Source organism: Cryobacterium arcticum (assembly GCF_003185895.1).
In the GTDB taxonomy this organism is placed as follows: domain Bacteria; phylum Actinomycetota; class Actinomycetes; order Actinomycetales; family Microbacteriaceae; genus Cryobacterium; species Cryobacterium arcticum.
The window spans coordinates 404,374-416,371 of the sequence record NZ_QHLY01000012.1; the positions used below are offsets into that span (position 1 = coordinate 404,374).

9 protein-coding genes are annotated in these 11,998 nt (G+C 69.5%); 1 reads left to right on the plus strand and 8 read right to left on the minus strand.

The features are described 5' to 3' along the window. Positions 1-9: 9 nt before the first annotated feature. Complete coding sequence (locus CTB96_RS11570) at positions 10-939, minus strand: BadF/BadG/BcrA/BcrD ATPase family protein (protein WP_110127054.1); 930 nt, start codon at positions 937-939, stop codon at positions 10-12. Positions 940-1,047: 108 nt separating this feature from the next. After that, entirely contained in the window at positions 1,048-3,555 is a 2,508-nt protein-coding gene (locus tag CTB96_RS11575; protein WP_248283349.1) for a glycoside hydrolase family 2 protein, read from the minus strand. 328 nt (positions 3,556-3,883) lie between these two features. On the opposite strand from CTB96_RS11575, the gene CTB96_RS11580 reads away from it, so the two are divergent. Continuing rightward, a complete protein-coding gene (locus tag CTB96_RS11580; RefSeq protein WP_110127056.1) occupies positions 3,884-4,891 on the plus strand; it encodes a LacI family DNA-binding transcriptional regulator in 1,008 nt (335 codons plus the stop codon). 78 nt (positions 4,892-4,969) lie between these two features. Here CTB96_RS11580 and CTB96_RS11585 read toward each other — a convergent pair whose 3' ends face one another. From CTB96_RS11585 to CTB96_RS11610, 6 genes are all read right to left on the minus strand, one after another. After that, positions 4,970-5,953 (minus strand): acetylxylan esterase, encoded by a 984-nt coding sequence (locus tag CTB96_RS11585; protein ID WP_110127057.1) that lies wholly within the window; start codon positions 5,951-5,953, stop codon positions 4,970-4,972. A 193-nt stretch (positions 5,954-6,146) separates the two neighbouring features. Next, on the minus strand, positions 6,147-8,315 hold the full coding sequence (locus CTB96_RS11590; protein WP_248283350.1) for an acyltransferase family protein: 2,169 nt from the start codon (positions 8,313-8,315) through the stop codon (positions 6,147-6,149). Between the two features lie 268 nt (positions 8,316-8,583). After that, positions 8,584-8,985 (minus strand): flagellar assembly protein FliW, encoded by a 402-nt coding sequence (locus CTB96_RS11595; protein ID WP_110127059.1) that lies wholly within the window; start codon positions 8,983-8,985, stop codon positions 8,584-8,586. Then, positions 8,982-9,887 (minus strand): flagellin N-terminal helical domain-containing protein, encoded by a 906-nt coding sequence (locus CTB96_RS11600; RefSeq protein ID WP_110127060.1) that lies wholly within the window; start codon positions 9,885-9,887, stop codon positions 8,982-8,984. The genes CTB96_RS11595 and CTB96_RS11600 overlap by 4 nt, the downstream gene beginning before the upstream one ends. Before the next feature lie 3 nt (positions 9,888-9,890). Beyond that, positions 9,891-11,360 (minus strand): flagellar hook-associated protein FlgK, encoded by a 1,470-nt coding sequence (gene flgK / locus CTB96_RS11605; protein ID WP_110127061.1) that lies wholly within the window; start codon positions 11,358-11,360, stop codon positions 9,891-9,893. A 10-nt stretch (positions 11,361-11,370) separates the two neighbouring features. Next, positions 11,371-11,856 carry a flagellar protein FlgN gene (locus tag CTB96_RS11610; protein ID WP_110127062.1) on the minus strand — a complete coding sequence of 162 codons (486 nt, stop codon included), beginning with the start codon at positions 11,854-11,856 and terminating at the stop codon, positions 11,371-11,373. Positions 11,857-11,998: the final 142 nt, after the last annotated feature.

Below are 11,998 nucleotides of genomic sequence, written 5' to 3' on the forward strand. Positions count from 1 at the left end.
CCCGGCCCCTCAGGCCAGCGAAACCGCGATCCGGTCGCGCAGGGCGCTGGTGGCCGCCACCCGGGGCAGGTGTCCGGCGCCGTCGAGGGCGTTGGCGATGGCGGGGCGGATGTCCACCTCCGGCCACAGGGCCCGCAGGCCCTTTTCGAACCGCACGGCGATTTCCGGGGCGCGCAGCACCCCACCGATGCCGCAGACCACGGGGGAGGCCTGGTCGGCCTCGCCCACCCGGCGCAGCCCGGTGGCGGCAGAGAGCACCAGTTCGGCGGCCGCACCGTCGCAGATGGCGGCGGCGACGGCATCCGTGCCGGCCAGCTCAGTGACCCGGCGGGAGTAGGCCGCGATGCGGCTCACCCGCAGCGGGTCGGCCTGCAGGTCGAGGTAGGCCAGTTCGAGGTCGGCGAACTCCTCGAGCATGAACGCGCTGAGTGCCGTCGCAGGTCCGCGGCCGTCGTAGGCGCGCATTCCCGCATCGAGGGCAGCCCGGCCGATCCAGTAGGCACTGCCGGCGTCACCGATCAGGTTGCCCCAGCCGTCGATGCGGGCCACGGCGGTCGCACCCACCGCGAGGGTGACCACGCCGGTGCCGGCGGCCACGACCACGCCGAGTTCGTCGCCCAGCGCGCCCAGGTAGCTGGTCACCGAGTCGTGCGCGAGGAAAACCTCGGTCACGCCGTGCGTCGCGCCCAGGGCACGAAGCTCGTTCGGGTCGGTCTCGGCCTGGGAGAACCCGGATATTCCGGCACTGACCGAACGGATGGGCCCCTCGGCCGACGCCGCGACCCGTGCCACCACCTCGCCGAGCTGCGGCACGAGAGCGCCGTCGGTGCGGATGCCGGCGAACTCGAACGAGACGGGCGTGCCGTCGCCGGTGTGCAGGAGCGCGCGGATGCCGGTCTGGCCGGCGTCGATGGTGAGCGAGCGGGGCTCAGCGCTCATGGGGTGTCCAATCTGCGGGCTCGCGCCAGTGTGGGGCGCGAGCCGTGGTGGGAGCGGTAGCCGTTCGGTTCTGGACGGATGCCGCGGAGGGGCTCTGGGGCGAGTGGGTCACGCCCGCACGAGTTGATTGGTGCTGCGCAGCACGTTCGGCGCTGCGAACGCGGCCGGATCTACATCGCGCGCGGAAGTGACGGTGAAAACTGTACTCTCCCCGGGCAGCAGGGTGACGAGCATGTCGTCGACGAGCGCGTCGGGGTCGACTTTGTCCACCAGCAGGGCCAGGTCGCGGGTGAGGGTGTCGACTCTCACGCGCACGCTGTAGCCGGACGCGGTGCGCTCGGCCTCAACCAGCGGGGTGCCGGGGGTCAGCTCGCTGTCGCGCGCCTCGGTGAAGAACCAGTGGCCCTGCACCCCGCCCAGGTCGGCGCGCAGGAGTTCGCCGGCGGCATCCGTCGGCTCGGCCACGGCGGCCGGCAGCAGCACCGTCACCGTGCCGCGGGCGGGCAGGCTGACCTGCTCGACGTGTTCGGCCAGCGCCTCGCCGGTGGCGGCGTGGCGCCGCACGGTCAGCTCGCCGGCCCAGGGCTCGGCGGAGTCATTCACCAGGGCGACGGCCAGGCCGTTGCCGCGGGGCTGCACGGTGACCAGGCGATCGGCGTAGGCGTGCTTGATGGCGTAGAGCAGCGGCTTCGGCCGGCCATAGCCGTCCACGGCGGCCCAGGAGGTGACCGGCCAACAATCGTTCAGCTGCCAGACGATGCTGCCCATGCAGTGCGGGCTGAGCGAGCGGAAGTGCTCGACCGCGGTGCTGATGGCGTTGGCCTGGTTGAGCGACATCGCCCAGTGCCAGTCGTCGATGTCGTCGGGCAGCGGCAGGTGCGGGATGAGGCCGTCGGTGAGTTTGACGTTGCCCTCTGCAGCCTTCTGGTGCACGAGCATGCCGGGGGACTCCGGGGTCAGCGGGGCATCGTGAATCGACTCGGTCAGCGTGGACCAGGTCGGCGGCCCCTGCCAACCGAACTCGGCGACGAAACGCGGCTCGTACTCGCGGTAGGCCGGGTAGTCGCGCTGGTTCCAGAGGTCCCAGATGTGCATGGTGCCGTGCTCGGAGTCGTTCGGGTACCGGTCGGTCTGCAGGGCGCCGTTCTCGCCGGGCGAGAACGGGCTGCCCGGGGTGTAGCCGATGTGCGGGGCGAGTTCGGCCACGATCGCTGGGAAGGTCTCGTAGTAGTAGCCGGCGCCCCAGGTCTTGCCGTCCAGGCGCAGCTTCCAGTTCCACTCCTCGTGGCCCCAGATGTTCTCGTTGTTGCCGTTGAGCACCACCAACGACGGATGCGCAGCGAGCCGGGCGACGTTCTCCCGCGCCTCGGCCACGATCTCGCCGGCCAGCGGGTCTTCCTCGGCGTAGGCGGCGCAGGCGAGTAGGAAGTCCTGCCAGGTGAGCAGGCCGCGCTCGTCGCAGAGGTCGTAGAAGTCCTCGGTTTCGAAGATGCCGCCGCCCCAGACCCGGATCAGGTTGATGTTGGCGAACTCGGCCTGTTCGAGCCGCTGCAGGTAGCGCTCCTTGGTGACACGGTGCAGGAAGGCGTCGTCGGGGATCCAGTTGGCGCCGCGCACGAAGACCGGGGTGCCGTTGACGACGATGGTGAACGGGGTGCCGGCGGCGTCCGGGGTGGTGTCCAGCTCCACGGTGCGGAAGCCGATGCGGGTGGTGCTGCTGTCGACCTCGTCGCCGCTACCGTCGGCTGAGCCGTCGTGCAGGCTCACGCCGAGGTCGTAGAGCGGGTGCTCGCCGTAGCCGATCGGCCACCACAGGTCCACGTCGGGCACGGTGAGGTGCACGGTGGCGCTCGTGGCCCCGGCGGGCAGGTCGACGGTGGCGCTGACGCCGGCGCAGGATGCGGTGACGGCCAGCGGCGCATCCGTGGCCCTGGCCACATCGACGTGCACCGCGACCAGGCCGTCGGTGCCGGAAACCGTGGCTACCGGGCGCACCGTGCCCAGGCGCGCGGTCGACCAGCTCACCAGGGTGACCGGCTTCCACAGGCCGGAGGTGGCGGTGTCGATGCCCCAGTCCCAACCGAAGCTGCAGGCCATCTTGCGGAGGGCGTTGAACGGGTGGTGGTTGACGTGCGGGCGGTAGCCGAGGCTCAGGCTCGCGGCATCCGCTTCGCGCACGGGGGAGCGGAACACCACGACCAGCTCGTTGAGGCCGGCCTTGAGCCGGGCGGTCACGTCGAAGGTGTAGCTGCGGTGCATGTTGCGGGTGGCGCCGATGCGCACGCCGTTCAGGTCGATTTCGGCGACCGTGTCGAGGCCGCCGAAGTTGAGCTCCACGCGGTCGGCGCCGGCCGGATTCCAGACGAAGGTGGTGCTGTAGCGCCAGTCGGTCAGGCCGATCCAGGAGAGCAGGTTCTCGTTACCGTCGAGGTACGGGTCGGGGATGAGCTCGGCGCTGAGCAGGTCGGTGTGAACCGAGCCGGGAACGGTGGCCGGCACCGTGATGCGTTGCACATTGGCCGGCACGGGGCCGGCCAGCGCGGTGACACTCCAATCGGCGAGCACGCGCACGGATGGGGTGAGGAGTGCGGTTTCCAGGGAGCGAGTTTCAGTCACGGTGGGTCCAGACGTTGTGTGCACCATCGGGCCGGCGTCGAGACGGCAACGTCTCGCACGGCGGCTTTCCGGTGTTGCTGATGAAATGAGGGCCTACGAACGCTAGGCAGGTTGCGGTGATCCACTCATGCTAGGCCTGCCTTTCGGTGCTTCGCAATCGCACGATGTCAACGATGTCCCAGATTGTCCCATCCTTGTTCAGTCACTAAATATACCCACGACCAGCTATTGAATGCCGAACAATCCGGTGTACCGGTTGTAGATGTCTCAAAAATGTCTTACGTTGACATTGTTACCTCACACTTGATCGTCCGGCTAGGAGAAAGTCATGACCACGCAATCGCGAGCCACCCTTGCCGATGTCGCCCGGCTGGCCGGGGTGAGCTCCAAGACGGTTTCGCGGGTGTTCGCGGATGCCGGTAACGTGTCGGCGGAGACCAGGGAGCGGGTGCTCGGGTCGGCCAAGCGGCTGCGTTTTCGCCCGAACAACCTGGCCAGGAACCTCCGTAGGGGCGGCGTCACGAACACGGTCGCCTTCGTGATCGGTGACCTCACCAACCCGTTCTACTTCACCGTGGCGGCCGGCATCGAGCGTGAACTGGCGTTGCACGGGCTCACTATGGTGCTCGCCTCCACCGACGATTCGCCCGACAGCGAGGAACGGGTGGTCGATGCCCTGCTCGCTCAGCGGGTGCGGGCGCTGGTGCTGATACCCATCGCCGACGACCAGTCCTATCTCGACGGCGAACGTCAATTGGGCACCCCGGTGGTGAGCGTCGACCGGCCGGCCCGCAACCTCATCGCCGATTCCGTGGTGCTGCAGAACCGGGTGGGCGTGGCCGAGGCCGTGCGCTCGCTCACCGCCATCGGGCACCGCAAGATCGGCTTCCTCAGTAACCCGGCGGGCATCTACACCCAGCGGGAACGCCTGGCCGGCTACCGGGACGCCCTGCGTGAGGTGGGAGTGACCGAGACCGCGCACTGGGAACGTCTCGACGACGACCCGTCGGTGTCGGCCGAGTACTCGGTGCGGAGCCTGCTCGCCCTGGCCGACCCGCCGACCGCCATCGTGGCGGGCAACAACCGCGGCAGCGCCGGCGCCGTGCGGGTGCTGCGCGACCTCGACCCGCCGGTGGCGTTCATCGGTTTCGACGACTTCGAGCTGGCGGATGCTCTGGGCATCAGCGTGGTGGCCTACGACCCGATCGAACTCGGCCGCACCGCCGCCCGGCTCGCGCTCGGCCACTTGGCCGACCCCGACTCGTTCACCACCCAGGTGGAGATCCCCACCCGGCTGATCCAGCGCGGCTCCGGCGAGATCCCGCCGCCCGCCTGACCGGTCGCCACCCGCCTGACCCCGCCGCGCGGCCCGTACTCACCTCCCGTCCAACAGGTCAGGGGGACCGTAGGAGGCCTACGGAGCGAGCCGGCGGGCCAGCCAGGCGGCCTGGCGCAGGAAGTGGTGGCCCTGGCCGCCCTCGTGCTCGTTGAACGGGTAGACCTCGATGTCGGCATCCGCTGCCCAGTGGTTGTGGGCGGCGAAGACCGTGGACGGTGGGCAGATCGGGTCGAGCAGACCCACCGAGAAGAGGGCGGGAGCGGTGGCCCGCTTGGCGAAGTTGACGCCGTCGAAGTAGGACAGGGTGGCGAAGGTCTGCTCGACCAGGTCGCGATGCACGGCGAGGTAGCTCACGACCTCGTTGTACGGGTCCCGATCGGTCATGCCGACAGCGCGTTCGAAGTGGCAGAGGAACGGCACCTCGGGCATGGCGCCGACCAGACCGATGCTCAGGCCCGCCGCCGCGAGTGCGATGCCGCCGCCCTGGCTGCCGCCGCACACGGCGATCCGCTCCGGGTCGACCCTGTCGAGCGTGCGCACGGCGTCGATGGCGCGCACGGCGTCGGTGAACACCCGGCGGTAGTAGTAGTCGTCGGGCGAGTGGATGCCGCGGGTCATGAACCCCGACCCGGACGGACCGCTGCCGTGCGGGTCTGCGGTATCGCCGCCAGAGCCCCAGCCGCTGCCCTGGCCGCGCGTGTCCATGAACAGGTAGGCGTAACCGCTGGCCGCCCAGCCCAGGCGCTCGTGCGGGAAGCCGCGGCCGCCGCCGTAACCGTTGTACTCGACGACGGTGGGAAGCCGGGCGGGCAGTAGGCCAGCGCGGTCGACGGGCAGCAGGAACCAGGCCTTGACCGGGTCGCCGGCGAAGCCGTTGAAGGTGACGTCGTAGACCTCCACCTCGGTGAGGGGGGACTCGACCCGGGTGAGGGTGGGCGTCGAACTGTGCTGCCGGGCCGCGGCGAGGGTGCGGCGCCAGAATTCATCGAAGTCGGCCGGCTCGGCGACCTCCGGACGATACTGCTGCAGGTCGGCCAGGGTCAGGTCTAAGCGGGGCACGGGTTGCCTTTCGCGGATGAGGTCACGGCGCCAGCACTGGAGCCACCACCGACTCTAGCGGCGCGCCAACCGTGCCCGGACACGCCGCCACCGTCGTGGCACGCGTTACGTGCGGCGGCACGCGTTCGACCGCGTGCCGCCGGGCTGACCCCGTGCCGCGACATCCGCCAGGCGAGGCCGGCCGGGCCGGTGGCTACATCAGGCCGAGGGCGCCCAGCTCGAAGCGGATGGCCGGGGCCACGTGTTCGGCATATGCCGGGGTCATGTGCACGGTGTCGTACTTGGTGGGGATGGTGCCCGAGAAGGCGGGGCAGATGCTGTCGGCGCAGCTGAAGCCCAGCGAGCTGACGTAGAAGTCGCCGGAGGCCGTGGCGGCGGCGGCCGTCGCCGTGGCGAACGCCTGCCACGCCTGGCCGATGCCGGTATTGCAGTTCTGCGGGCTGGACACCTGGGAATAGCACTGGCCCAGCTCGGCTCCGAGGGGCGGCGGCGCCAGGTACACGATCTTGCCGGCGGCGTCGTAGCCCGCGGTCTCCGCGGCCGTCGACGCCACCATGTCGGCGACCGAGAGCGGAGTGCGGTTCGTGTCCTGGCCCAGGGCGAACGCGTTCGCGACCACCACAAGCTGGGGATCGTCGTCGGCGATGGCGTTCTTGATGTCGAGCTTGCGTTGCGGGCAGGCATCCATCACGCCGGCGCCGTCGTTGGCCACATCCACCGCCGTGAACCGGCAGCCGTACAGCCCGATGGTGGTGATCTTCCACTGGCCGTCGCTGGCCTCGGCGATCTCCTTGAAGGCGGGGGCATACGAGAGCGCCTCGGAGTCGCCGACCAGGTACATGTGGTTGGGCGCGTTGCCGTCGCCCCAGGTGCAGCGGCCGAAGTCGGGGGTGTTGCCGGTGTCGAAGCAGGCGCGGGCCGGGTTGTCGTTCGATGTCAGGGCCATCGCCCGGTCGAGCGACGGCGAGAGGTTGTCGGGCCACGCCGTCGCCGCGGCTGCCGCGGCGAGGTCGGCCTGCAGTTGCACCGAGGGGTTCACGTCTGATGCTGCGGATGCCACCGGCGCCGCCATCGGCGTCAACGGCCGGTCGTGCACCTGGAATGAGACCGCCACCACCACGACGATGACGAACGCGCCCATCGACGAGAGGATGAACTGGGTGCCGAAGTTCTCCCGCCAGCTTCGCCACGCCGACCGGCGCTCGCCCCCGGCGCGCGCGACACCGCGCAGCCAGGGGGAGCTGTGCAGCGGCTGCTCGACCAGGTGGTACGAGACCACCGCCACGGCCGCGGTGGTGCCGACGATGAGCAAGGTGGTCTGCACGGTCTGGTCGGGCAGCAACAGGGTGAGGAAGATGAACACCGGGAAGTGCCAGAGGTAGAGCGAGTAGGAGATGTTGCCGAGATAGACGCTGACCGGGTTGGTGAGCACCACCAGGTGGCGCTGGGGTCCGCCCGCACCGGCCGCGATCACCAGGGCGGTTGCCGCGACCGGGAGCACGGCCCACGGGCCGGGGAACGGCAGCGATCCGCTGACCACGAAGAACGAGCCGACAATGCCGGCCAGTCCGACCCAGCCGAGGATCACCCGGGCGCCGGCGGGCATCCGGGCCAGCAGCGGAAGGGCGGCGGCCAGGATGGCGCCGACGCCGAGTTCCCAGATGCGGGAGAAGGTGGAGAAATACGCAACCGTGGGGTTGGTGGCGGTCTCCCAGACGGCGTAGCCGAACGAGCCCACCACGACCACCGCCGCCAGGATCACCACCGCCCGCCGGCCGCGGCCGGGGGTGCGCGAGCGCCGGGTCGCCAGGAACAGCACCAGGAGCAGCAGCCACGGCCAGACCAGGTAGAACTGTTCCTCCACCGACAGCGACCAGTAGTGCTGCAGCACCGACGGGCTGGCGGTGGCGTGGAAATAGTCGGTACCGACGGCGGTGAAACGCCAGTTGGCCACGAACAGAAGCGAGGAGAGGGCGTCCCAGGCCGTGGTCAACGCCCGGGTCTGGTTGAACAGGAAGTACCCGACGGCAACCGTGACGGCGAGCACGAGAGCGGCGGCGGGCAGGATACGGCGCATCCGGTTGCCGTAGAACGTGCGTAGCGAGATTCGGCCGGTGGCCTCGTGCTCCCGCAGCAGGATGCCGGTGATCAGGAAGCCGGAGATGACGAAGAAGATGTCGACGCCGGCGAAGCCGCCGGTGGGCCAGCCGATCACGTGGTCGCAGATCACCGCGATCACGGCGAGGGCGCGCAGCCCCTGGATGTCGCGTCGGCGGACCGACGGCGGGCGTGATCGAGCCGTTCGCGGAACCGCTGGTTTGCCCGACTTGGCCGGCTTCGGCGCCGTTGCGGCGGGAGTCACGGGGGCCGCCGTGGTGCGGGTCGTCACAATTCTGGCGGCACCGGGGCGGGAGGCTCCCGGTCGCGACAATCCCGGCCGGGTGGCCGCGGGCCGTGCAACCGGGGGCAGAAACGGTTCACCTGGCGAGTCGCCGGGCTGTGAGCCCGCGGGCGGTTCCTGGCCGGATGCGGTGGAAGCTGCGGGCAGGCCGAAGTCGGGTGTATCCCCGTTCCGTGATGACACGCGTCCCCCAGCTATTGAACCGTTGCTGAGCCTACCGCCCAGCGGGCTATCCGGCGGCGCTGAGCGATTCGGTGCGCGGGGTGAGCTCAGCACGCAGCGGCCAGTCCTGGCCGTCGAGGATGATCTGGGCGCAGCGGCCGGTGCTGGCATTGACCACGATGGGCGCCATCAGGTTCACCGTGGTCCCGGTCTCGCCAGGGTTGGTCACCACCAGCACCATGGCCTGCTCCGGGCCGTCCAGTTCCAGCGCGATGGCATGCTCGTCGGAGATCACGGGGGAGTACTGCGGCAGGTACACGCTCGCGTCGAGCACGAACAGACGGGTGTGCACGTCGTCGGCGGACTGCAGGGCGAAGAGCCCGGCGGCGCCGGCGATCTCATTCAGGTTGAAATCGGTCATCGGCGCCAGGCCGGGCGGCGGAGAGACGAAGGTCAGTGTGGCGCTCATGAGAGGAAGTCCATCAGGGTCGGTTGGATCACGCGGGCGGTCACGGCAAGGGCGGACTGGTAAGCGACTTCCTGCAGCTTGAGGTCGAGCACCACGGTGGCCAGGTCGACATCCTCGAGTTGAACGCGCTGGGCTTCGAGGGTGCCCTTCTGCGTCACGAGAGCGGATGTGGCGGACTCGACGCGCGCCTGGCGGGCGCCCACGTCGGCGCGGGCGCCGATCACCGAGGTGATGCTGGTGTCGAGATCAGCCAGATAGGGGGAGACGCTCACAGCGGGATCGGCGCGGAGTGCCGTGGAGATGTTGGTGAGCAGGCTGAAAACGGAGTCGGTACCGGTGCCGAAGAGGGCCCCGCCGTCGACATCCACGCGCACCGTGCTGCCGGCGCCCACCCGGCGTTCCACCGACACCGCGGTCGCGCCGGTGGCGACACCGGCCACGTAGATTCCGGCGGCGTTATACACGCTGCCCGCGTCGGAGTTTCCGGCGAAAACGGTGCGACCGAGGTAGCTGGCGTTGGCCTCCTTGAGCAGGTCTTGCCGCAGGCCATCGATTTGCACGGCGAGGGCTTCCTTCGCCGCCACGCTCATGGTGCCGGCGTTCGCACCCTGCACGGTGAGGTCGCGCACCTTGGTGAGGATGTTGGTGCTGGAGCCCAGCGCGTTGTCGAGGGTGGTCAACCAGCCGTCGGCGTTGTCGGCATTACGCGTGTACTGCGCGGTGGCCCGCTGCTCGGCGCGCACGGCCATCGCGTTCGCGGCCCGAGCGGGGTCGTCGGATGCCCGGTTCATGGTCTTCAGCGACGAGGACTGCTCCTGCAGCTGGGCGAGGCGCTGGGCGCTGGCCTGCAGGTTGGCTTGGGCCGCGCGCATCTGCGTCGTGCTGGTGACTCGGGAGATCATCGGTTACCTTCCCACCAGTCCGGTGCGGTTGATCAGGGTGTCAAGCATTTCGTCCACGGCTGTCATGACCCGGGCGGCACCCTGGTAGGCGTGTTGAAAGGTGAGCAGGTTGACGTTCTCCTCGTCGATATCGACGGAGGAGTTCGACAGCTGCAGGGTGACCGCGGAGCTCGCGGACAGGTTCGCGGCCGTGGCCTGGTTGAGTTCGACGCCGGTGGCCACACCGAGCTTGGTCACGAAGGCGGACCACATGGCGTCGGGGGAGCCGATGGCTGTTCCCGCACCGTCGACGGCGCGTCCTGCACCGAGCTGGGCGATCTTGTCGGCGATCGCCCCATTGGCAGCCCCCGCCCCCGGCGTGCCCGCGGCGATACCGGAGGAATCTTTGGGGATGACAGCGATGCTCGCGGCGGAATGATCCGGGTCGCAGGAGAAGAAGTTCAGACCGGCTGCCTTGTCTGGGTAGTCGCTCGTGGCACCGGTCTGGTGGATGGTGTTGACCGTCGTCACCAGGTAAGTGGCGAACTCGTTGTAGTCGGCCGCGGCCTCGGCGAGAGCGCCGCCTGTGCCAGCGGTATCCGCCGCGCCGAGCAGTGAGAGTGCGCCGGCGAGTTCGCCGCCATCGACGGCGACGGCTTCGGGGCGGTGCGTCCAGACCACCGTGACAGCGTTCGCGGCCGAGCCGGCGTCGGCGCCGGTGGGCATGGTCGTCGGTCCGGAGACGGCGAGCTTCTGCACATCGGTGCCGGAGACCAGCGCGTTGCCGCCGACGAGCACATCAACCGTGCCGTCCGCCTGGGCGCGCACGCCGGCGCCGGTGATGGCGGCGATCGTGGTGATGAGGGCGTCGCGCTTGTCGATCATCTCGTTGGCGGATCCGCCGGCGGCGAGGGTCTGGCGGATGATGCCGTTGAGCTCACCCACCTGGGCGGCGGCGCCGTTGACCTCGGTGACCAGCGCATCCGCATTGGAGCGCACCGCAGACCACTCGTCGGTGACCGCGCGGTAGCCCGCGGAGATCTGGCTCGTGAGCTGCCCGGCCTCACCGAGCAACAGCTGGGCGGATGCGGCGGGATCTGTGCCGTTGGACAGCTCCTGCCAGGCTGCCCAGAACTCCTGCAGCTGGGTGGAGATGCCGTTCTTACCGGGCTCGTTCAGCGAATTCTCCACCGAGCCGAGCGCGTTGGCCCGCACCGCGGTGTAACCGGCCATCGAGGCGGTAGCGCGCACCTTGGCGTCGAGGGTCGCACTGCCCAGGCGCGCAATACCGTCGACCGACACCCCGGAGCCGGGGGTCGCACCCCAGGCGACCAGGCCGGCGCGGGCCGCGGCGTTCGCCGCCGACGTGGTGACGCGCTGGCGGGTGTAGCCGTCGGTGTTGACGTTGGCGATGTTCTGCCCCACCACATCCATGCCCGCTCTGGCGGCCATCAGGCCGGAGTACGCGGTGTTCAGGCCGCCGAATGTGCTCATAGGAAAAGTCTCACAGGCTCTGGTCGAAGAGTCGGGCACCGGTGGCCGCGGCGCCGGAGGCACCGCGGGAGTCGTAGGTCGTGGCCTGGTTGTCGACGCCGGCCAGGGATTCCTGGGTGTAGCGGGCGGCGGCGCGCAGGAACTGTTCGTTCACGTCACGCAGGCTGCGGATCTGGGCGATGAGTTCGGTCATAGCGGTGAGGTGGGCGGTGAGGATGTCTGCCCACGGTCCGGCCGGCGCCTGCTCGACGAGTTCGCTGAGAGTGGCGTCCTGGGATGTTCCCCACTCAGCGGCAACGGCGGCTACCTCCACGGAACGGCCGAGTCCGGCTTCGCGAACGAGTTCCAGAACCTGCTCGACCTCGCGGGTAGCGTGCTGCACCCAGCGAGTGCGACCGGCGCTGAGGAGCAGCTGTTCCTCGTCGAGTTTGAAGACCAGGAGCTCGAGCAGTTCGCGCTCTCGCCACAGCAGTGCAGACAACTCGTTAGCGCCCATGTCTTCACTGCCTTTCCGCCCCTGCAGGCCCCTCGGTCCATCGTACGATTCCATGCTCGTTCGGGGGCACTATCGGCAGTTATTCCCCGGTGGTTAGCAGCGCGGCGGGAATGCTCCACTGCAGGACCTCACGCGGGAGCGC